18 protein-coding genes and 1 riboswitch are annotated in these 20,310 nt (G+C 72.2%); of the genes, 10 read left to right on the top strand and 8 right to left on the bottom strand.

Annotated elements, in window-relative coordinates; all coding sequences use genetic code 11:
• Positions 1-58: 58 nt before the first annotated feature.
• Positions 59-637 (bottom strand): hypothetical protein, encoded by a 579-nt coding sequence (locus LQK89_RS06135; protein WP_231050491.1) that lies wholly within the window; start codon positions 635-637, stop codon positions 59-61.
• A 56-nt stretch (positions 638-693) separates the two neighbouring features.
• Between LQK89_RS06135 and LQK89_RS06140 the strand changes: the two genes are divergently transcribed.
• Positions 694-927, top strand: coding sequence for a DUF1653 domain-containing protein (locus LQK89_RS06140; RefSeq protein ID WP_231050492.1), 234 nt, complete (start codon positions 694-696; stop codon positions 925-927).
• 34 nt (positions 928-961) lie between these two features.
• Entirely contained in the window at positions 962-4,501 is a 3,540-nt protein-coding gene (locus tag LQK89_RS06145; protein WP_231050493.1) for a TM0106 family RecB-like putative nuclease, read from the top strand.
• Here the strand turns inward: LQK89_RS06145 and LQK89_RS06150 are convergent.
• Positions 4,465-5,124, bottom strand: a complete 660-nt coding sequence (locus tag LQK89_RS06150) for a hypothetical protein (protein WP_231050494.1) — start codon at positions 5,122-5,124, stop codon at positions 4,465-4,467. The genes LQK89_RS06145 and LQK89_RS06150 overlap by 37 nt on opposite strands.
• Before the next feature lie 471 nt (positions 5,125-5,595).
• Between LQK89_RS06150 and LQK89_RS06155 the strand changes: the two genes are divergently transcribed.
• A complete protein-coding gene (locus LQK89_RS06155; protein ID WP_231050752.1) occupies positions 5,596-5,967 on the top strand; it encodes a PH domain-containing protein in 372 nt (123 codons plus the stop codon).
• A 31-nt stretch (positions 5,968-5,998) separates the two neighbouring features.
• Entirely contained in the window at positions 5,999-6,307 is a 309-nt protein-coding gene (locus LQK89_RS06160) for a hypothetical protein (RefSeq protein ID WP_231050495.1), read from the top strand.
• A 25-nt stretch (positions 6,308-6,332) separates the two neighbouring features.
• On the opposite strand, the gene LQK89_RS06165 is transcribed toward LQK89_RS06160, so the two are convergent.
• The 3 genes from LQK89_RS06165 to LQK89_RS06175 form a co-directional block, all read right to left on the bottom strand.
• Entirely contained in the window at positions 6,333-6,776 is a 444-nt protein-coding gene (locus LQK89_RS06165; RefSeq protein ID WP_231050496.1) for an SseB family protein, read from the bottom strand.
• Positions 6,777-6,911: 135 nt separating this feature from the next.
• On the bottom strand, positions 6,912-7,706 hold the full coding sequence (locus LQK89_RS06170; RefSeq protein WP_231050497.1) for a glucose 1-dehydrogenase: 795 nt from the start codon (positions 7,704-7,706) through the stop codon (positions 6,912-6,914).
• 91 nt (positions 7,707-7,797) lie between these two features.
• Positions 7,798-8,586 (bottom strand): HNH endonuclease family protein, encoded by a 789-nt coding sequence (locus LQK89_RS06175; RefSeq protein WP_231050498.1) that lies wholly within the window; start codon positions 8,584-8,586, stop codon positions 7,798-7,800.
• Between the two features lie 95 nt (positions 8,587-8,681).
• On the opposite strand from LQK89_RS06175, the gene LQK89_RS06180 reads away from it, so the two are divergent.
• On the top strand, positions 8,682-9,461 hold the full coding sequence (locus tag LQK89_RS06180; protein WP_231050499.1) for an aldo/keto reductase: 780 nt from the start codon (positions 8,682-8,684) through the stop codon (positions 9,459-9,461).
• Positions 9,462-9,600: 139 nt separating this feature from the next.
• Here LQK89_RS06180 and LQK89_RS06185 read toward each other — a convergent pair whose 3' ends face one another.
• On the bottom strand, positions 9,601-12,918 hold the full coding sequence (locus tag LQK89_RS06185; protein WP_231050500.1) for a DEAD/DEAH box helicase: 3,318 nt from the start codon (positions 12,916-12,918) through the stop codon (positions 9,601-9,603).
• A gap of 186 nt (positions 12,919-13,104) precedes the next feature.
• Here LQK89_RS06185 and LQK89_RS06190 point away from each other — a divergent pair, with 186 nt between their 5' ends.
• The 4 genes from LQK89_RS06190 to LQK89_RS06205 all read left to right on the top strand — a co-directional run bounded on the left by LQK89_RS06190 (position 13,105) and on the right by LQK89_RS06205 (position 17,726).
• Positions 13,105-14,490 (top strand): LCP family protein, encoded by a 1,386-nt coding sequence (locus LQK89_RS06190; protein ID WP_231050501.1) that lies wholly within the window; start codon positions 13,105-13,107, stop codon positions 14,488-14,490.
• Between the two features lie 92 nt (positions 14,491-14,582).
• Positions 14,583-14,754, top strand: a riboswitch (M-box (ykoK) riboswitch).
• 377 nt (positions 14,755-15,131) lie between these two features.
• The gene (locus LQK89_RS06195; protein ID WP_231050502.1) at positions 15,132-16,820 is read left to right on the top strand and encodes an NRAMP family divalent metal transporter; all 1,689 of its coding nucleotides are present in this window, start codon (positions 15,132-15,134) and stop codon (positions 16,818-16,820) included.
• 71 nt (positions 16,821-16,891) lie between these two features.
• The gene (locus LQK89_RS06200; protein WP_231050753.1) at positions 16,892-17,338 is read left to right on the top strand and encodes a BLUF domain-containing protein; all 447 of its coding nucleotides are present in this window, start codon (positions 16,892-16,894) and stop codon (positions 17,336-17,338) included.
• An 82-nt stretch (positions 17,339-17,420) separates the two neighbouring features.
• Positions 17,421-17,726, top strand: coding sequence for a hypothetical protein (locus LQK89_RS06205; RefSeq protein ID WP_058741818.1), 306 nt, complete (start codon positions 17,421-17,423; stop codon positions 17,724-17,726).
• Between the two features lie 38 nt (positions 17,727-17,764).
• On the opposite strand, the gene LQK89_RS06210 is transcribed toward LQK89_RS06205, so the two are convergent.
• Positions 17,765-19,183 (bottom strand): amino acid permease, encoded by a 1,419-nt coding sequence (locus LQK89_RS06210; RefSeq protein ID WP_231050503.1) that lies wholly within the window; start codon positions 19,181-19,183, stop codon positions 17,765-17,767.
• Between the two features lie 168 nt (positions 19,184-19,351).
• On the opposite strand from LQK89_RS06210, the gene LQK89_RS06215 reads away from it, so the two are divergent.
• Positions 19,352-19,843, top strand: coding sequence for a DUF427 domain-containing protein (locus LQK89_RS06215; protein WP_231050504.1), 492 nt, complete (start codon positions 19,352-19,354; stop codon positions 19,841-19,843).
• A 78-nt stretch (positions 19,844-19,921) separates the two neighbouring features.
• Here LQK89_RS06215 and LQK89_RS06220 read toward each other — a convergent pair whose 3' ends face one another.
• Positions 19,922-20,254 carry a hypothetical protein gene (locus LQK89_RS06220; RefSeq protein WP_058741820.1) on the bottom strand — a complete coding sequence of 111 codons (333 nt, stop codon included), beginning with the start codon at positions 20,252-20,254 and terminating at the stop codon, positions 19,922-19,924.
• Positions 20,255-20,310 lie beyond the last annotated feature (56 nt).

A 20,310-nucleotide genomic window follows, 5' to 3' on the forward strand; every position in this document is an offset into this window, starting at 1 on the left:
AGCGTTCCATCCGGGACCGGAACGACCGACACCTCGCCGGTGATCTGTGGACGACGTGTCAGGCGCGGACGGCTTCGTCGGCGGCCTGCATGTACCGGCGTGCAGCGGCCACTCGACGCCGTGCGTGCGGCACGAACCAGACGATCACGCAGATGAGTACCACCAGGAAGATGCGACTGAACCACCACTGCCACGGCTCGCCCGACGTCAACCGTGGGATCTGCGGTCCGGCGATCAGGCAGTAGAGGAGGACGAGCTGCGTCGTCTGGAGCGGCAGGACGATGGCCGTGCCGCGTGCTCGGTCGAACGCGCGTCGGGCCGCTTCGCTGCCGTCCGGCGCGATCGGGCGGCCCTCGCGGATCATCCGATCTATCTCGCGCCGCTGGGCCCGATCGAGTCCTTCGACCGGGCTCTGGAGCTCCGGCATCAGGTCGATCAGCGTCAGGAAGACCGAGACGAGCCCGGCGAGACCGGCGACGGTGACCGTGCCACCGATCGCCAGGAGGACGACGTCCGAGCCCTTCTCAAGCCTCACGCCGCCGATGGTGCTCCCGACACCGCCGACGACCGCGCCGACGACCGCGATCACGATCGAGCGGCGGATCGCCCGCCGTGCCCGCGTCGCTGTCCCGTCCACATCGGTGACTGTAGGCACGACCGCGCCGGTCCGTCCGGTTCCGTAGCATCTGGGGGATGAGCAGCGACGTGACCGCCGGCCGGTACCGCCACTTCAAGGGCGGCGAGTACGAGGTGGTCCTCGTCGCGAAGGACGTCGAGACCGAGGAGCCGGTGGTCGTCTACCAGGCGCTCTACGGCGAACGCGGGCACTGGGTCCGGTCCCTCGCCGACTTCACCGCGCACGTGTCCCGCGACGGCTACGAGGGCCCGCGGTTCGTGCGTCTCGAGCCTGTCGGCGGCCGCCCCTAGGCTCGTCAGCGCACCAGACGAGACGGGGGAGCGCATGCAGATCGGCGTCGACGGGCAGGTCCTGCTCAGCCCGAGCGACCTCAGCACGTGGGCGTCCTGCGAGTGGGCGTTCCTCCGCCGCCTCGACGCCAAGCTCGGTCGCGGCGGGCCCCTGCCCGACGAGCACGACGACATGCTCGAGCGCACCGCCCGCCTGGGGGACCAGCATGAGCTCGACTACCTCGACATCCTCAAGCAGATCCGAGACGTCGTGGAGTTCGACCGACCCGCTCCGCGTGACTACGAGACAGCAGCGCGACAAGCGTTGGACGCCTTCGACAAAGGCGCCGACGTGCTCTACCAGCCGACCTTCCACGAGCCGCCGACCGTCGACCGTCCGGGCTTCATCGGCTTCGCGGACTTCATCGTCCGGAACGAGGTGGGGGAGTACGAGGTCTACGACACCAAGCTCGCCCGGCACGCGAAGATCAGCGCCCTGCTCCAGCTCGCGGCCTACGCCGAGCGGATGCAGGCGCACGGCGTCCCGACGGGCCGCCAGGTGCACCTCGTCCTCGGCGACCGGACGACGACCACGCACGACCTCGCCGACATCGCCCCGGTCTACCGGACGCAGCGCGCCGAGCTCGAGCGGGTCATCGCCGAGCGGATGAGCGAGACCGACGACCTGCGCTGGGGTGACCCGCGCTACTCGAGCTGCGGGCGCTGCGCGATCTGCCAGACGCAGGTCCAGCAGCACCGCGACCTGGTCCTCGTCGCCGGGATGCGCCTCGACCAGCGCACGAAGCTGATCCGGCAGGGGGTGCGGACGATCGACGACCTGGCGGCCCGCACCGCGGCCGTGCCAGGCATGTCGCGATCCACGCAAGAGAGGCTGGTCCGTCAGGCGCGCCTCCAGACCGAGAGCGAAGCCGAACAGCACGCGCACCGCGGAACCGGCCACCCGACCAAGCCGCGCTTCGAGGTCCTCGACCCGCGCGCGCTCGACGCGATCCCCGCACCCGACGCGGGCGACGTGTTCTTCGACTTCGAGGGCGACCCCCTGCACACCGAGGACGGCGTGCACTGGGGACTCGACTACCTGTTCGGCCTGGTCGACGAACGCGCCGCGTTCACGGCGTTCTGGGCGCACACGATCCGCGACGAGCGGCAGGCGCTGGTCGACTTCCTCGCGTTCGTGCAGGAGCGCCGCGAGCAGCACCCCGGCATGCACGTCTACCACTACGCCGCGTACGAGCGGACACACCTGCTCTCCCTCGCCGCCCGGCACGGCGTCGGCGAGGACGTCGTCGACGACCTGCTCCGCGCGGGGGTCCTCGTCGACCTGTACCCGATCGTCCGCAAGGCCCTGGTGGTCGGGAGCCACAGCTACTCGATCAAGAAGCTCGAGCCGCTCTACATGGGCGACGACCTGCGGCTGAGCGACGTCACGAACGCCGCGGACAGCATCACCGCCTACGTCGACGCGATCGACGAGCTCCGGAACGGCGACCCGGCCGCGGGGCAGCACATGCTCGACGAGGTCGCGGACTACAACGCCTACGACTGCCGCTCGACGCTGCGGCTGCGGGACTGGCTCCTGTCCCTGCGGCAGGCAGCGCCGGCCGCGCCGGTCGCGGCCGAGGAACTCCTGCCGCCGATCCCGGTCGAGCGCGAGCCGAACCCCGTGTACACGGCGCTCGCCGCGGAGCTGGCGGACGTGGACCCCCTCGACCGCGACGCCGACCAGACCGCGCTGGCGCTCGCCGCCGCCGCGATCGACTACCACCGCCGCGAGGCGAAGACCTTCTGGCAGGACCACTTCGACCGCCTCCGGAACCCCGTCGACGACTGGGCGGACACGCGGGACGTCCTGGTGGTCGAGCGCGCGTCGGTCGAGCGCGACTGGGGCACGCTGCCGCGTGCCCGTTCGCAGTCGCGGGAGATCCGGTTGTCGGGGACGCTCGCCCCCGGCTCGCGGATCCGGCCTGGAGGCACGCCCCACCTCGTCTACGACGACCCGCTCCCGCCGTCGGTCACCGCTCCGGCCCCCGGGTCGAAGGGTGCGTCGGCTCGCGCGGTCGTGCTCGACGCGTCCGAGAACGGCGAGGCGTTCGAGGTGCTGGTCAAGGAGAGCCTGCCGGTCGGTGGCGGGCAGCCGCACGCCGACTTCCCGGTCGCACTCGCCCCGGCGGCCCCGCCGCGTGCGAAGCCCCAGCCCGAGGCGATCGCCGAGTGGGGGCAGGAGGTGCTCGACGCGCTGCCGGCGATGCTGCCCGACCCCGCGCTCGACCTGCTCCGTCGGATCCCGCCGCGAGGAGCGCTCGCCGCCGTCCAGGGCGACGACACCGTGTCCGCCGTGGTCGCGACGCTGCTCGGCCTCGACCGGTCGTACCTCGCGATCCAGGGGCCTCCGGGCACCGGCAAGACCTACGTCGGCTCGAACGTCGTCGCCCGACTCGTCCGCGAGCACGGCTGGCGCGTCGGGGTCGTCGGGCAGTCGCACGCGACGTCGGAGAACTTCCTCGCGTCCGTCGTGGGTGCAGGTGTGCCCGCCGACCGAGTCGTGAAGGTCCCGAAGTCCGGCGCGACCGATGACGAGCTCGAGGCCGCCGCGTGGACGCCGGTGAAGAACAACGCCGCCATCGCTGCATTCCTGTCCTCGTGCGCCGAGACCGGCACCGGCGGCGTCGTCGGCGGGACCGCGTGGACGTTCGCGAACGAGGGCACGATCCCGCGGCGCTCCCTCGACCTGCTCGTCGTCGACGAGGCCGGGCAGTTCTCGCTCGCCCCGACCATCGCGTCCTCGATCGCCGCGACCCGCCTGCTCCTGCTCGGCGACCCGCAGCAGCTGCCGCAGGTCTCCCAGGGGTCGCACCCGGAGCCGGTCGACCAGTCGGCGCTCGGCTGGCTCGCCGACGGGGAGCACGTGCTGCCCGCGGAGTTCGGCTACTTCCTCGCCCGCACTCGCCGGATGGAGCCCGCGCTGACCGCCGCGGTGTCCGGTCTGTCGTACGACGGGCAGCTGGCGTCGATGGCGTCCGGCCGGCACCTCGACGGCATCGACCCTGGTGTCCACCCCGTGCCGGTCGTGCACGCCGGGAACACGACGTCCTCGGTCGAGGAAGCCGAGCGGGTCGTGGCCCTCGCCCGGGACGTCGTCGGCCGGACCTGGACCGACGGGGACACCACGCGCGTCCTCACCGACGAGGACGTCATCGTCGTCGCTCCCTACAACGCGCAGGGTGCCGTGATCCGCGAGGCACTCGACGCCGCCGGCCTCCGCGGGACGCAGGTCGGCACGGTGGACATGTTCCAGGGGCGCGAGGCCGTGGTGTCGATCACGTCGCTCGCCGCCTCGAGCGCGGCGGACATCCCACGAGGGCTCGACTTCCTGCTCATGCCGAACCGGCTGAACGTCGCGTTGTCCCGGGCGAAGTGGACGGCTTACCTCGTGCACTCACCCGCGCTGACCACCGGGCTGCCGCCGTCGATCGCCGGACTGTCCCTGCTCTCCCGGTTCATCGAGCTCGTCGAGCCCCGATCGCGCGTGGAGACCGATCAGCCCACACTGAGCGTGCCGTCGACGGAGCTGTAGGTCGCGACGGACCGGTGCGCAGCGCCCACGAGGGTGATCGACCACGCGCTCCGGTCGGCGGACACCGAGTAGAGCACGCGGGTGTCCTCCGGCAACGACGCGAGCCCTGATCCGTCCGGGAGCGCGATGCTGCTCGGACTCGTCGACGTGACGAGCTGCTCCGGGAAGCCACCCGACGGGAAGCGCTCGCGCATCGAGAAGGCGAGCGAACCGATCGCCTGCGTCAGGGAGCTCCGCTCCTGCTCAGCGGTCACGGCTGCGGGAGGGGGTGCCGCCGCGCTCTGGGGAGCGACCACAGGTGCGGTGCCGGCCGGCACGGCGACGGTGTCGGCCATGCCGTTCGTGGGGGACGGCAGCGAGAGCGCCGGGACGTGCACGCCGATGGTCGCCAGGCCGTACCCGAGCAACGCGTAGAGCATGAGCGCCGACCCGGCCGCACCAAGCCCGCCACCGACGCGTCCGAAGGCTCGTGCGACGACCGAGCCCCACCGTGCACGGCGCACGGCCTGCACCCCGCAGGCGATCGCCGTCACGCCGATCGTCGAGACGACGAAGCCCGTCGGCACACCCTGGCGTTGGGGCTCGACCAGTGCGAGGACGACGCTCCCGCCGCCGAGCAGCATCGCCAGCGTCGCGAACGCCCACGGCCGGGTCCGACGCCGTGGCGCCGTGGTGGTCGTCGTGCCGAGGAAGGACGCGGGGGAGTGGAGCGGTGGCGTCCCCCAGCGAGAAGTCGACGGCGGAGTGCTCGGTTCACTCGGCGACCAATCTCGTGGCCCTGGTCCACCCAACGGCATGTGCGCCCCCTCGTCTCGGCAACCTGTCCATCCTGGCGAGGACGATGATCGTGAAGGATCCCCAGAACTGGGCGCGTGGCGCAACGCGGAGACGTTCCTCGGTCGGTGTTCGGCCGTTCTGGTTCGTGAAAGCCGGGATTCATGAACCAGGACGGCCGATCGCTCGGTCAGCGTGATGCCGCTCGCGCGGCCGGCCGGCGGCTTCGGCCGCCGCGAGCATCCCGGCCCGGGACCGCCGGTCGCCGTCACGGACCCGCTCCGCCCCGACGTGCGATCTGCCGCTACGCTCGCGGCGTGATGGACTTCTCCAACGGCACCCTGTTCAAGCTCTCGCACTGCGACCCGGCCGAGATCGAGCCGCAGATCGCCGGTCTGCTGCTGGACGGCGAGCGGATCCTCGTCGCGGCGAAGACCATCCGCGACTTCGTCGTGTTCACCGACAAGCGCATCCTCGCCTGCAACGTGCAGGGGATCACGGGCAAGAAGCGGGACTTCACCTCGCTGCCGTACGGCAAGATCCAGGCGTTCTCGGTGGAGACCGCGGGGACGTTCGACCTGGACGCAGAGCTCGACCTGTGGTTCAGCGGCCTCGGCAAGGTACGGTTCGAGTTCAAGGGGCAGTTCGACGTCACGTACCTCGGACGGCTCATCGCGCACCACGTGCTCTGAGCTGTCCTCGGCGACCCTCTAGGGTGAACGCATGACATATCAGCAGTTCAGTCCGCAGCCGTTCCCGCCCATGGGTGCGCCGGGCCCCGTTCAACCGGGCAACGGATTCGCGGTCACCGCGTTCGTGCTCGGCCTGTTCGGCTTCCTGGTGACCTGGATCCCCTTCTTCATCGGGGTGTTCCTCGGATTCCTCCCCGACCTGCTCGCGATCGTCTTCGGGATCATCGGCATCGTGCGGGCGAACCGGGTCCGCCGTGGGATGGGCCTGGCGGTCACGGGCCTGGTGCTCGGCGGCCTGGCGTTCCTCAGCATCTTCTTCGGAGCAGGCACCGTCTGGTGACCGCTTCGCCGGCGGCGCGGACGGGTCAGGCCTGGTCCGTGCCGCCGCCGGAGTCGGAGCCGTTCTCGGTCGGCACGCCGACGCGCATCTGCTCGCGCATGTTCGCCAGGACGTCGGCGTGCAGGAAGTTCGCGGCCTCGGCGCTCGTCGGGTCGACCACGATGCCGAACTCCTCGGGGAGCGCGGTCACGAGCTCGGACATCGGCACTGGCCGACCCTCGGTGTCGGGCAGACCGGCGGCGAGCTCCGCGGGGTCGGTGAACACCGGCACGAACGGCAGGTCCCGGATGATCACGTGCGCGATGCTGCCGCCCTCCGGGGTGCCCTCGGGCTTCCACGGCACCCAGGCCGCGCTGCGGAGGAACCCTGCGGGCGACGTCGCCATCCGACGGCGGAGCTCGGCGGCTGCGGTGGGCGGGGGCTTGTCGACGCCCCGACCGAAGGCCGACCCGTCCGTCTCGTTCGTCATCCCGCCATGCTGTCACGCCGCGGGGTGCACACCCGACCACTGCTGGCAGGGGGACACGCGGGACGGACGTGTGTCGTGCCTCCCGGCCGGCAGTCGGCGCAGACGGGCGCGCGCCGGCTGCCGGAGGGGACCCGCTCAGTACTTGGCCGACTGCCCGCCGTCGATCGGGACGACCGTCGCGTTGACGTAGCTGGCGTCGTCGGAGAGCAGGAAGGCGACGACCGAGGCGATCTCGGGGGCCTCGCCGTAGCGCTTGGTCGGGTTGACCTGGATGAACTCCTCGGCGGCCTTGCGGGGGTTCTCGGCGTCGATCTGCTTCATCGAGTTCTCGACCATCGGCGTCCAGATGGCGCCGGGGGCGATCGCGTTGATGCGGATGCCGTACTGGCCGTACTCGACGGCGGAGTTGCGGGTCAGGCCGACGACGCCGTGCTTGGCGGCGGCGTACCCGGACTGGTTGCCGATGCCGCGGATGCCGCCGACGCTCGCGGTGTTCACGACCATGCCGGAGCCCTGCTCGCGCATGACCTTGAGGACCTTCTCGAGGCCCAGGAACACCCCGCGGAGGTTGATCGACACGACCTTGTCGAACTCGGCGGCGGTGAAGGACTCGGTGGGGTTCTGCTTGCCCTCGATGCCGGCGTTGTTGAAGAAGCCGTCGATGTGGCCGAAGCGCTCGGTGGTCGCGGCGACGTAGGCCTCGACCTGCGCCTCGTCGGAGACGTCGGCGACGGTGGTGATGACCTGGGCCTCGGGAGCGGCGTCGAGCACGGCGGTCTTCGTCGCTTCGAGGCCCTCGGCGGAGACGTCGACGAGGGACAGCGCGGCGCCCTCGGTCGCCAGTCGGACGGCGGTCGCGCGGCCGAGTCCGGAGCCGCCGCCGGTGATGAGGACGACGCGGTCGGTGAAGCGGGTGGTGGTGCTGGTCATGCTGGAGGCCTCCTGCGGTCTTCGACGATGAAGGGTCGATGCGTCTGCATCAGCTCGCCAGTTAGGCTACACCTGTTGTCCAGGGCGTTCGTCAGCAGCGATCGAGGATGCGCGCGATCGCGTCGTGTTCGGCAGGGGCCACCCACAGGTGGTACTTCGTCTTCACCGCGACCTGGTGTGCGACGTAGGTGCAGCGGAAGCCCGTCGCCGCGGGCAGCCAGGTCGCCGCGTCGCCCGACCGCTTCTGCGCGTTCGAGTGCCCGTCGACCGCGAACAGGTTCTCCGGGTCGTTCGCCAGGGCCTCGCGCTCCTGCTGGCTGAGCTGCTGGGCGCCGGTGCGCCAGGCGTTCTCGAGCGCGACGACGTGGTCGATCTGCACGAGGGTCGAGGTGGTGTTCCCCCGCACGAAGTCGACGTGCTCCCCGGTGTAGGGGGAGGTCAGGGCGCCGCGGAGGACCTTGCACGGCCCCTCGCGCTGCACGTCGGTCAGGTCCCGGGCGAGCACGTCGTTCCGGGTGTCGCAGCCGTTGTGGTCGACATCGAGCCACGCGGTGCCGAAGTCCCCGACGCGGTCGTACCCCGTCGCCGGGGCCTTGCCCTTGACGGGGAGCGCGGCCAGCTGCTGGCGGGCGGTCGCCGCGTCCACGGTGCCGGTGGGGTCCGGCGCGGTGCTGGGGACGGGGCCGGTGGCGGTGGTCGGGGCGGTCGCCCCGGTCGTCGGACTGGAGGCACGGCTCGGGCCCGTCCCGCCGGCTGCGGTCGCGCCGGGGGTCGGCACCGCGTCGCCGGTCCGGTGCACGAGGTACCCGCCGGCCGTCAGGACGAGGACGACGACGAGGGACGTGAGGGTGATCGGGGTGCGGCGTCGGTTCGACGGCATGGGGGGACTCCGGGTGGTGCGGTGGTACGGGCCCGGGTGGGCCGTCGTCCACCTTCCCGTACGGCACCGACGAACGTCGGCGTAGACACGGGTGCATGACCGATCACGCCACTCCTTCCGTGCCCGTCACCGGTGGGTCGATGCCGCTCCTCGGCTTCGGCACCTGGCAGATCCCGGACGCCGATGCACCCGCTGCCGTGGGCGCTGCGCTCGAGGCCGGGTACCGCCACGTCGACACCGCGACGGGCTACTCGAACCAGCGCGGCGTCGGCAAGGCCCTCGCCGCGTCCGGACTCGCCCGTGACGACGTGTTCGTCACCACGAAGCTGCCGCCGGACAACGCCGACCGCGTGCGGCAGACGATCGAGGAGAGCCTCGAGCAGCTCGGCCTCGACCACCTGGACCTGTGGCTCGTGCACTGGCCGCCGAACGGCGAGGCCCGACCGGACGTCTGGGAGCAGGTCGTCCAGGCGCAGGCCGACGGGCTGACCCGGGCGGTCGGCGTGAGCAACTACTCGCTCGCGCAGATCGACGAGCTCGTCTCTGCCACCGGCACCGCCCCGGCCGTCAACCAGATCCGGTGGAGCCCGGTCGAGTTCGACCGTGCGATCGCCGACGGGCTGCGGGAGCGCGGCGTCGTGCTCGAAGGCTACAGCCCCTTCAAGGCGAGCAACCTGCAGGACCCGACCCTCGTCGAGATCGCCGGCGCGCACGACGTCGACAGTGCGCAGGTCATCGTCGCGTGGCACGTTGCTCACGGGTTCGTCGTCATCCCGAAGTCGTCGAACCCGGACCGCATCCGCTCGAACGCCGAGGGTGTGCACCTGGACCTCTCCGCCGACGAGGTCGCTCGGATCGACGCACTCGCGCGCTGACCTCGCGCCCGTGCGCGGCCGACGGCCCGCCGGCAACGTCGCACAACGGGAAGCACGCCGTGCCGCGGATCGCGGTGGTGCAGCGTGCTTCCGGTTGTGCGGGAGCACGCCGCGCCGGCGGCCGACGCAGGAACGTGCTTCAGGTGAGGAGAGAGCGGATGTCGTCGGCGGTCAGGTCGTCGGCGAACAGGGCGTCGTCGTCGATCATCGTGGCGAACAGCTCGGCCTTCTTCGCCGCGAGCGCGAGGACCTTCTCCTCGATGGTGTCCTCGGCGATGAACCGCTGCACGTTCACGGACCGGGTCTGCCCGATGCGGTGCGTCCGGTCGACCGCCTGGGACTCGGCAGCCGGGTTCCACCACGGATCGAGCACGAACACGGTGTCCGCCTCGGTCAGGGTCAGGCCGAAGCCGCCGGCCTTGAGCGAGATGAGGAACGCCGGCGCGGTGCCCGAGCGGAAGCGCTCGATGACCTGCGGGCGCTTCCGGGTGGAGCCGTCGAGGTACTCGTAGCCGACGCCCCGCGCGTCCAAGGCCTCGGCGACCATCCGCAGGAAGGTCGTGAACTGACTGAACACGAGCGCCCGGCGACCTTCGGCGGCGAGCTGTTCGAGTTCGTCGAGCAGCAGCTCGAGCTTCGCGGAGGGCACGGGCTCCTCGGTCTCCTGCACGAGGGCGGGTGAGAGCGCGAGCATCCGGAGCAGGGTGAGGGACCGGAAGACGATCATCCGGTTGCGGGCCAGGTCGTCGATCAGGTCGAGCACCTTCAGCCGCTCCCGGTTGAGCGTCGTCTCGTACAGCGCCCGGTGCGCGGGGTCGAGGGTGACCCGGACGACCTGCTCCTGCTTCGGCGGCAGGTCGGCGGCGACGCTCTCCTTCGTCCGGCGCAGCATGAGCGGCCGGATCCGCCGCCGGAGCCGCGCGGTGAGCTCGGCGCGGGCCTCGCCGCGGAGGTCCGGCGACCCGAGGGGCTTCACGTAGTCGTCGCCGAACCGCGACCAGGACGACAGCAGGCCGGGAGCGACCACGTGGAACAGCGCCCAGAGGTCCGTGAGCCCGTTCTCGAGCGGCGTGCCGGTGATCGCGAACGTCACGGGGGCGCCGAGCTCCGCCGCCGCCCGGTGGGTCTGCGACTGCGGGTTCTTCACGAACTGCGCCTCGTCGAGCACGAGCGCCGACCAGCGCGTCTCGCGGTACTCGGCCGCGTCGAGCCTGAGCAGGGCATACGACGTCACGACCACGTCGGACGCCGCTGCCGCCCGGGACACGCGCGCCGGGTCCTTCAGCGAGGTCGCCGTGACGGTGGTCACCGCGAGGGACGGCACGAACCGTGCGGCCTCGTCCGCCCAGTTGCCGACGACGGAGGTCGGGGCGACGACGAGGAACGGCGGCGCGTCCGGCTCGTCCCGGCGGGCGGCGGCGATCATCGCGAGCACCTGCAGGGTCTTGCCGAGACCCATGTCGTCGGCGAGCACCCCGCCGATGCCGTGCTCGCGCAGGAAGCGCAGCCACGCGTAGCCGGCGTGCTGGTAGGGCCGGAGCTCGGCGTGCACGGTGTCGGGCACCGGGACGTCCGCGGGGGGAGTGGCGTCGAGGAGGCCCGCGGCGATCCGCTGCCAGCGCTCGTCGTGCTCGGTCTCGTCGGCGAGTTGGTCGAACTCCGACCAGAGCCCGGCCTGCAGCGGCGTGACCGTCAGGGGCGCGTCGGGCTCCCACTCCTCGAGGTCGCGGGCTTCCTCGATGAGCTCCTTGAGGCGGTCGAACGCCGGGTCGGACAACGACAGGTACGAGTTGTCGATGAGCTTCATCCGCCGGTCCCGGTTGGCGAGGGCGCGGAGGAGCGGCGTGAAGGGCACCTGCTTGCCGTTCACGGTGACGAAGATGCCGAGGTCGAACCAGTCGTGCTTGTCCGACGGCATGGTCGTGACCTTGATGTGCGGACGTCCGGTCAGGCGCTCGTAGTCCTGCCGTTCGCCCTGGACGACCGTGCGGACGCCGTGGTCGGGCAGCGCCGGGAGCAGTTCGTTCGCGAAGACGGCGACGTCGGCGCCGTCGATGGTGCCGTCCTCGAACCAGGCGAGGCCGCCCCCCGGGCCGGCGGCGGACGACTCGGAGTTCGCAGCGGACGAAGGGTCGTCGGCCGCCCGGACGCCGGTCAGGTCGGGGAGCGGGCCGTGCAGCGCGACCGGGTCCTTCCGCCCGTCGACCTGCCAGCGCCACTGCAGGTGCAGGCGGTCGTCGGTGCGCGGCGCGCGGGCGGGCTCGAAGGTCGCGGTGAGCACGAGCTCGGGCGCCCGACGTTCGGGGAGCTCGACCGAGCCGTCGGAGCTGACGAGCCCGAGTGCGCCGCGGAGCCGGGGGGACCAGTCGGCCAGGAACTCGTCGACCTCGGCTCGGGGCACGGTGATGCGGACGTCGTCGACGAGCATGCGCCGCTGGTCCTCGGGCACCGGAGCCGGCGTGGGCGCGAGCGAGACGTGGAACTCGGGGCTCTCGCGGAAGACGTACACACCGTGGTCGCCGATCGTGCGGGCTGCGCCGTCGGGCGCCGGTCGGCCGTCGAGCACCGCGCTCGCGCCGAGCACCAGGCCGTCCTCGGACCGGACGGCGTCGAGGAGCACCTGGGCCTGCTCGCCGAGGACCGCACCGCCCTCGCGCTTCCCGGCCACGAACGCGATCCCGAGCGCCGGCGCCTGGCGGAGCAGCGGCCACAGGAGCGGGCTCTGGAAGTCGTCGAGGTGCACCCAGTCGCTCTCGCCCGGCAGCCCGGCGAGCTGGCCGGCGCGGTGGAGCGCCGCGAACTGCAGGAACCACGCGTGCTGCTCCGGCGCGAGCCCGAGCCGGTTGACCGAGTAGGGGAGCGTGCCCCAGGTGAGCTGCCCGCGCACCCAGTTGCCGGCGTCGCTCCGCGTGACGGGCCGGACACCGAGCCGGACGCTGCGGGCACGGGACGGCAGCGCTCGACCGACGGCGCGTGCCCGGGCGGCGAGCTTCGACGGCACCGCGTCCCGCAGCTCGAACTGCAGCCCCATCGGGGTGCCCTGCGGGCCGGCCACCTGCGGGTCGTCGCCGGCGAGGCGGGCGAGGTCGTGCCTCCAGTCCGGCTCCGGTGGGGTCTCGACGGGTGCGACGCGTCGCGGACCCGACGCGGCTGCCAACGCGCGCGCGTTGATGGTGAGGAGCGCGGCGGCGACGTGCTTGCAGTCGCCGCCGAGGGGGCAGGTGCAGGTGCTGCGGACCGGGCGGACGAAGTCCCCGCGGGCGAGCGTCGTCTCGACGCGGAGCTCGTACGGGTCGTCGGCGGACCCGGTGACGGTCGCGGTGACGGTGCCGTCGTCCTCGCGCCAGGCGGCGTCCTCGACCAGTCCCGCCCGCACGACGTCGCGCCCGCGCCCGAAGGTCTGCGGACCGACGAAGCGGATGACGTCGACGGCGTCGATCATCGGGACGGCTGGCACGGGACCATCGTGCCAGCCGCCACCGACTGCGAATCCCCGCAGGCCGATCCGGTGCGGCGGAACCGCGCGGTTCCGCGGGCCGCGGCCGAGGCTGTGGAGGAGTGCAGGCCCGGTCCGAGGCAGGTCCCCGGCTCCCTGTCGGGCGCGACCGTACAGTGCGGGCACCCACCGAGCCGGAGGAACCCGATGGACCAGCAGCACGCACCGCGACCCGCCGCACACCGCCGTGCCCCGAGTCCCGGACGCCGACTCCGACGTCGGGTGCTGCTCGGGGTCTCGGCCGTGGCCGCCCTGGCGCTGGTCGGCGGTGGGGTCGCCGTCGCGCGGACGGTCGTCGACCTGGACACCGGCATCCACCGCTCGGACATCCACCTGCCGGTCGCCGGGGCGTCGGCGAGCAGCAGCGCGGTGCCGCAGGCCGAGGGGGAGTCGAACATCCTGGTGATGGGGCTCGACAGCCGTCGGGACGAGGACGGGAACGTGCTGCCCGCTGCGACCTACCAGGCGCTGCACGCCGGGGACGGCTCGGACGGCGGGTACAACACGAACGTCCTCATGCTCATCCACATCCCCGCGGGCGGGGGTCCTGCGGTCGGCATCTCGATCCCGCGTGACGACTGGACGACGCTCCCCGGGGCGCCGGACGGGAACGCCGAGGGGAAGATCAAGCAGGCGTACGGGTACGAGCTCGACCAGACGCTGCGGCACATCGTGAACACCGAGCCCGGGGTGTCGCACGACGACGCGTACCAGCAGGCCCGGTCGGCCGCGCGGCAGGAGGAGATCACGACGGTGTCGCAGTTCCTGGGCGGCGTGCCGATCAACCACTTCATCGAGGTCACGATGGCGGCGTTCTACGACATCGCCCAGGCCGTGCAGCCGATCCAGGTCTGCCTGAACGAGACGACGTCCGACACGTACTCCGGCGCGGACTTCCACAAGGGGCTGCAGTCGCTCGACGCCTCGCAGGCGCTGTCGTTCGTGCGGCAGCGGCGGGACACGAGCGGGTCCGGCGTCGAGCTCACCGACCTGGACCGGGAGCGCCGCGAGCAGGCGTTCATCGTCGCGCTGGCGTACAAGCTCCGGCACGAGGACGTGCTGACGAACTTTCCGCTCGTGCAGCACCTGATCGACACCGCGAAGCAGGACATCGCGCTCGACTCCGGGTTCGACCTGCTCTCGTTCGCGGGGGACGCGCAGCGCTTCGCCGGTGGCGGGATCACGTTCCAGACGCTGCCGATCGTCCGGTACGGGGTCGAGGACGGGCAGGACGTGAACATCGTCGACCTCGCGCAGGTCCGGTCCACGACGGCGGCGCTCATCGCGGCGTCCGACCACCCGGCGGCGGCGCAGTCGGCCACGCCGAGCACCGCGGCCACGCCGAGCACCGGAGCGGGGCAGGGCACCGCCGGCACGGGGAGCGCCGCCGGCCAGGGTGCCGCCGGACAGGGCGCTGCCGGGCAGGGCGCCGGGGCGGCCCAGGGCGCGCCGACCACGTCCGGGGTCCCCTCGACGACGACCACGAGCGCCGCACAGCCGCTGGCGTCCGGCGGCATCCCCTGCGTGAACTGAACGACCCGGACCGGCGCCGACTGATGGTCCGGTCAGGAACGGCCCGCGGGGTCGTGCCGGCCCGTGCGCCGGGTCTACAGTCGTCCCTGCAAGGCGCCCTCCGTTCGCTGAGGCTCCTTCGTGGATACATGCCAGCGACCCCGAACGTCGAGAGACGCCACGGGTCAGGACAGGCCTCCCCGGCGCAAGGGGTTGCCCCGACTGGCTCCCGCACACCGCGGGTCGACGTCACGGAGTGCTGAAGGTCTGACGTGGGAGTGGCGTGACCGGGTCCCCGGTCCGCCGGGCGCTGCGCGCGACCGACGGAACGGGAGGTGTGCCATGAGCAGTGACCATCACAGGTCGTCCTCCGACGCGCCTCCCTCACGATCCTGACGTCGACCGTCGCCGTGTGACCCGTCCGTGCCCGCCTCCGGGCCGGAGGGTCCGTCGCGCGCGCCGGTGACCACCGTCCGCCCGCACGAAGCGTGGCGGACGTGCCCCCGTGCCTCCCGTCCGGCCCGCACAAGCCGCCGGACGGACGGCCGCCCTGCGCGCCGCGACCGACGGCCGCACCCCTGTGCGTCGCGACCGACGGCCGCCGCGCCCCCGTGCCCGGCCCACCGTCGCCGCGCCCACCTCCTCCCGGAACGGAACCCGCCATGACCACCGCACCCGACACCCGTCCCACCGCCGTCCTCGACAGCGCCCACCTCGGCGACATCCAGGGCGCCTTCGGCACGATCCGAGTCGGCGACACCGACCGCCGCACCGGCCTCCGCCGGAAGCTCCGCACGCTCGTCGCGATCGTCGGCCCCGGCCTCATCGTGATGGTCGGCGACAACGACGCCGGCGCGTTCGGCACCTACACGCAGGCCGGTCAGGACGACGGGACCTCGCTGCTCTGGACCCTGCTGCTGCTCGTCCCCGTCCTCTACGTCAACCAGGAGATGGTGCTCCGGCTCGGCGCGGTCACCGGGGTGGGGCACGCGAAGCTCATCACCGCGCGGTTCGGGCGGTTCTGGGGAGCCTTCAGCGTGGTCGACCTGTTCGTGCTCAACGCGATGACGATCGTCACGGAGTTCATCGGCATCAGCCTCGGGCTCCGGTACCTCGGGTTGCCCGAGGTCCCCGGCGTGGTCGCCGCGGCCGTGCTCGTCATCGCCGCGGTGAGCACCGGGTCCTTCCGCCGGTTCGAGCGGCTCTGCATGGTGCTCATCGCCGGCTCGCTCGTGCTCGTGCCGCTGTCGTTCCTCGCCCACCCCGCGGCGGGGGCGGTCGTGCGCGGGTTCCTCGTCCCGGGCTTCCCGCGTGGTGCCGACCTGTCCACCGTGATGCTCCTGGTGATCGGCATCGTCGGCACCACCGTCGCGCCGTGGCAGCTGTTCTTCCAGCAGTCGTACGTCATCGACAAGCGGATCACGCCGCGCTTCATGGGCTACGAGAAGGTCGACCTGGTGATCGGCATCGTGATCGTCGTGCTCGGCGGCGCGATCCTGATGACCGTGCCCGCCGCGGTGTTCGGCGGTCGCGCCGGCGCCGGGCACTTCACGGACGCCGGTGGGGTCGCCGTCGGGATCGGGCACGCGGTCGGGCACCTCGCCGGGGTGCTGTTCGCGATCGCGCTCATCGACGCGTCCGTCATCGGCGCCGCGGCCGTGGGGCTGTCGACGTCGTACGCCCTCGGGGACGTGCTCGGCATGCGGCACTCGCTGCACCGCTCGGTCCGGGACGCGAAGGGCTTCTACGCCGTGTTCGCCGGGGTGCTCGCGCTCGCCGCCGCGGTGGTGTTGGTACCCGGGAGCCCGCTCGGCCTCATCACCGTGGGCGTGCAGGTGCTCGCCGGGGTCCTGCTGCCGTCGGCGACGGTGTTCCTGCTGCTCCTGTGCACGGACCGGGCGGTGCTCGGGCCGTGGGTGAACGGACGGTGGCTGACGCTCTTCACCGCCGCGGTGGTGGCGGTGCTCGTGGTGCTCTCGCTCGTGCTGACGGTGAGCGTCGTGTTCCCCGCGATCACGAGCGGGCAGGTGACCGACGTGCTGCTCGGGGGAGCGGCACTGTCGGTGGCCGTCGGGGTGGTCTTCCTGGTCCGGACGCGGCGGGGTCGCGCGGGTGCCGCCGCGGGGACGCGCATCGGTGGCGGCCCGGTGGGTGGTGCGGTCGCCGGCCTGGAGGCACGGGTCACCTCCGCCACGGACCGTGCGTCGTGGCGCATGCCGCCGGTCGAGCAGCTGCCGGCGCCGCAGCTGTCGCCGGGTCGTCGGCTCGGGCTGACCGCGCTGCGGGTGTACCTGGTGGTCGCGGTGGTGCTCGTGGTCGTCCGGGTCGTGCAGCTGGCGCTCGGACACTGACCGGTCTGGGATCCTGCTGTCCCGTTCTGGGGGAGACGGACGACGGGTGTCGGGTGCAGGATCGAGGCGTGATGCATTCCCTGGTGTACATGAGCTCGGCGACCGAGCCGTTCGACGAGGACGCGCTCCAGGCGGTGCTCGAGCACGCCCGTCGTCGGAACACGGAGGACGGACTGACGGGGATGCTCGTGCACCGCGGGGGACGCTTCATGCAGCTCCTCGAGGGGCCCTACGACGCCGTGCTCGCCACCTACGCCCGGATCGTCGCGGACGACCGGCACGACGAGGTCCGCCTGCTCGTGGAGGAGAGCGTCCACACCCGACGGTTCCCGGAGTGGTCGATGGCGTACGACCGGGAGTCCGACGGCGTGCCCGTCCCGGAGGGCTTCAGCACGTTCCTGGACGAGGGGGACCGCAGCGCCGACCAGAGCCGGCCGCGGGAGCTCCTGCGCTGGTTCCGGAACCACCCGATGGCCGATCCGACCGCGGCGAAGGGCAAGCACCGCCGCGAGGCCTGAGCTGCACGGCTGGGTTCGTCCCGCGATCCGTCGTGCTCGTCGTCCGATCCGTCGTGTTCGTCCTCCGGTCCATACTGGTCGGGTGACGACACTGCGAGGCACGATCCGCTCCACCGAGACCCGCGAGGCCGACGGGTTCGCCGACTCCGTGGTCACGGCGAAGGAGGTCGCGATCGCGAACCTCGACCTGGACGGCTTCGCGCTGCAGCAGACGAACGCGGTCGAGAGCAAGGCCACGGGCGAGACGACCATCCGCGCGACGGCCCGTTCCACGGCGACGAGGCCGCACGAGGCGTCCGGGCCGGACTACGACGCGGCGCTCCGGGCCTACCGCGAGTCCGTCCCCGAGGGGTGGCAGGTCCAGCACGTGTGGGTCGTCGAGGAGTAGTCCCACCACGGTCGCGCCGCCGTCGTGTCGCGCAGCGTTCAGCGCTCGCGGCTGGGCTGCGCGAGCCTGCTGTGCTTCCGCGAGTACCCGAAGTACACGCCGAGGCCGATCGCGAACCAGATCGCGAAGCGCACCCAGGTCTCCCACTGCAGGAACGTCACGAGCCACAGCGACGCGACGATGCCGATGATCGGCACGACCGGCATGAGGGGCAGCCGGAACTGGCGGTCGAGGTCGGGCTGCCGGTAGCGCAGCACGATCACCGCGGAGCAGACCACCACGAACGCGAGCAGGATCCCGATGTTCGTCAGCTCGGCGACGATCCCGATGGGCAGGACACCGGCGAGCACCGCCGACGCCACACCGAGGATCCAGGTGACCCGGGTCGGGACGTGGCGCTTCGGGTCGGTCTTCGCGAACCACTTCGGCATGAGGCCGTCGCGGCTCATCGAGAACCAGACGCGCGAGGCCCCGAGCATGAAGGTGATCAAGACGGTGACGATGCCGACGATGGCGCCGATCGCGATGACGTTCGCGACGCCGCCGAGCCCGACCGAGGCGAACGCGGACGAGAACCCGGAGGCCGGGTCGATGTCGGTGTACTTCTGCATGCCGGTGAGCACCAGGGTGGCCAGCACGTACAGCACCATCGCGATGCCGAGGGACAGCAGGATCGCCTTCGGCATGTGCTTGCGGGCGTCGGTGGACTCCTCGGCGGCGGTCGACATCGCGTCGTAGCCGAACACGGCGAAGAACACCGTCGCGGCGCCGGTCATCACGCCGCCGAACCCGAACGGGAAGTACGGGTCGTAGTTGGCGCTGTTGATGTGGAACACCCCGAGCACGATGATGAGCACCACCAGCGCGACCTTGATGCCGACCGCGACGAACTCGAAGCGAGCGGCGCTGCGGATGCCGCGGGTCAGGACGAACGCGGTGAGCAGGCAGAGGATGATCGCGAAGACGTCGACCACGTGTCCGTCGCCCGTGCCGGGCGCGCCGAGCATCCAGGCGGGCAGGTCGATGCCGAACTGGCCGACCAGGAACCCGACGTACCCGGAGATGCCGATCGCCACGACGGCGACAATCGCGGTGTACTCGAGCAGCAGGTCCCAGCCGATGAACCACCCGACCACCTCGCCGAGCACGGCGTACCCGTACGTGTAGGCGCTGCCCGCCTTCGGGATGAGCCCGGCGAACTCGGCGTACGACAGGGCCGCGGCGGCGCTCGCGATCCCGGCGACGAGGAAGCTGATGAGGACGGCGGGGCCGGCGACGCCGTTCGCGACCGTGCCGGCGAGGGTGAAGATGCCCGCGCCGATGATCCCGCCGACGCCGATCGCGGTGAGCTGCCAGAGGCCGAGGTGCCGTTTCAGGCCGCCGCTGCCCTCGCCGGTCTCGTCGTCGATCGCGTCGATCGGCTTCCGTCGGAAGATGCCCTGTGTCGTCGTCGTCACGCGCCCACTCTGCTCCTGCGGCGGGTTCCGTGTCAGGCGGGAGGCGGATCGGCACGCCGACCTCACGCGCTCAGCGACACCTCGCGCCCCGCCGGCGCCGTGAGGTGTCGCTGAGCGCGTGGGGTCGTCCGCGCAGACGCCGGCAGCCGCGCGGTGTACACCGGACGCATGCGCCACCCCGCGAGGACCGAACCCGGACCCGGCCAGGAGTCCGTCTGGGACTACCCCCGACCGCCCGCCGTCGAACCCGTGCCCGAGCGCGTGGTCGTCCGGCTCGGCGGCACGGTCGTGGTCGACACGACGGACGCGGTGCGGGTGCTCGAGACCTCGCACCCGCCGGTGTACTACGTGCCGATGGCGGACCTCGAGCTGCGGCCGGCCCCCGGCACGAGCACGTGCGAGTTCAAGGGCCGCGCGCGCTACTTCGACGTGGTCGGTGGGGACGAGGTCGTCGCTCCTCGGGCCGCGTGGAACTACCCGACGCCGGAGCCCGGGTACGAGTCGCTCCGCGACCGCGTCGCGCTGTATCCGTCGGCGATGGACTCGTGCGAGGTCGGCGGCGAGGTGGTGCAGGCGCAGGAGGGTGACTTCTACGGCGGGTGGATCACCTCGAAGGTCGTGGGACCGTTCAAGGGCGGCCCGGGCACCCTCGGCTGGTGACCCCACCCGGACGGCAGCCGTGAGCGACGGGGCGGACGCGGCCACGATCCTCCCGGCCGTCGGCCGTCCCGCGGACCGTCAGCCGCGCGCGTAGGGCGACCAGAACGGCGGCGGGAACGCGCCGTCCGTGGCGAACGACAGGACCTGCCAGACCAGCATCACCAGGCCCAGCGCCCCGAGGACCAGGCCGACCCACGACCAGACCCGGACGGCACGTCGACGACCGGCGATGCGGAGCGCGCGCACGCCGCTGAGGACGCAGACGACCCCGAACGCCGCAGCGAGGAACACGTGCTGGCCACGACCGGCGGCGGGCACGATGATCCCCGTCCACACCGCGACGGGGCCGAGCAGCACGGCGACGGTCGCGGGCACGGCGGGCGGTTCGGTGTCCCGTCGGGCTCCTCCCATGCCCTGAACCTACCGACGCGGAACGACCCTGTCCGTCGGCGGCACGCGGGCGGGTC

Origin of the sequence: Curtobacterium sp. C1, from assembly GCF_021049325.1 — a bacterium.
Classification (GTDB): domain Bacteria; phylum Actinomycetota; class Actinomycetes; order Actinomycetales; family Microbacteriaceae; genus Curtobacterium; species Curtobacterium citreum.

Excerpts from the sequence above, each read along its gene's own strand:
- LQK89_RS06140 (WP_231050492.1), top strand. The coding sequence starts at position 694 with ATGAGCAGCGACGTGACCGCCGGCCGGTACCGCCACTTCAAGGGCGGC.
- LQK89_RS06145 (WP_231050493.1), top strand. The coding sequence starts at position 962 with ATGCAGATCGGCGTCGACGGGCAGGTCCTGCTCAGCCCGAGCGACCTC.
- LQK89_RS06150 (WP_231050494.1), bottom strand. The coding sequence starts at position 5,124 with ATGCTGCTCGGCGGCGGGAGCGTCGTCCTCGCACTGGTCGAGCCCCAA.
- LQK89_RS06155 (WP_231050752.1), top strand. The coding sequence starts at position 5,596 with ATGGACTTCTCCAACGGCACCCTGTTCAAGCTCTCGCACTGCGACCCG.
- LQK89_RS06160 (WP_231050495.1), top strand. The coding sequence starts at position 5,999 with ATGACATATCAGCAGTTCAGTCCGCAGCCGTTCCCGCCCATGGGTGCG.
- LQK89_RS06165 (WP_231050496.1), bottom strand. The coding sequence starts at position 6,776 with ATGACGAACGAGACGGACGGGTCGGCCTTCGGTCGGGGCGTCGACAAG.
- LQK89_RS06170 (WP_231050497.1), bottom strand. The coding sequence starts at position 7,706 with ATGACCAGCACCACCACCCGCTTCACCGACCGCGTCGTCCTCATCACC.
- LQK89_RS06175 (WP_231050498.1), bottom strand. The coding sequence starts at position 8,586 with ATGCCGTCGAACCGACGCCGCACCCCGATCACCCTCACGTCCCTCGTC.
- LQK89_RS06180 (WP_231050499.1), top strand. The coding sequence starts at position 8,682 with ATGACCGATCACGCCACTCCTTCCGTGCCCGTCACCGGTGGGTCGATG.
- LQK89_RS06190 (WP_231050501.1), top strand. The coding sequence starts at position 13,105 with ATGGACCAGCAGCACGCACCGCGACCCGCCGCACACCGCCGTGCCCCG.
- LQK89_RS06195 (WP_231050502.1), top strand. The coding sequence starts at position 15,132 with ATGACCACCGCACCCGACACCCGTCCCACCGCCGTCCTCGACAGCGCC.
- LQK89_RS06200 (WP_231050753.1), top strand. The coding sequence starts at position 16,892 with ATGCATTCCCTGGTGTACATGAGCTCGGCGACCGAGCCGTTCGACGAG.
- LQK89_RS06215 (WP_231050504.1), top strand. The coding sequence starts at position 19,352 with ATGCGCCACCCCGCGAGGACCGAACCCGGACCCGGCCAGGAGTCCGTC.
- LQK89_RS06220 (WP_058741820.1), bottom strand. The coding sequence starts at position 20,254 with ATGGGAGGAGCCCGACGGGACACCGAACCGCCCGCCGTGCCCGCGACC.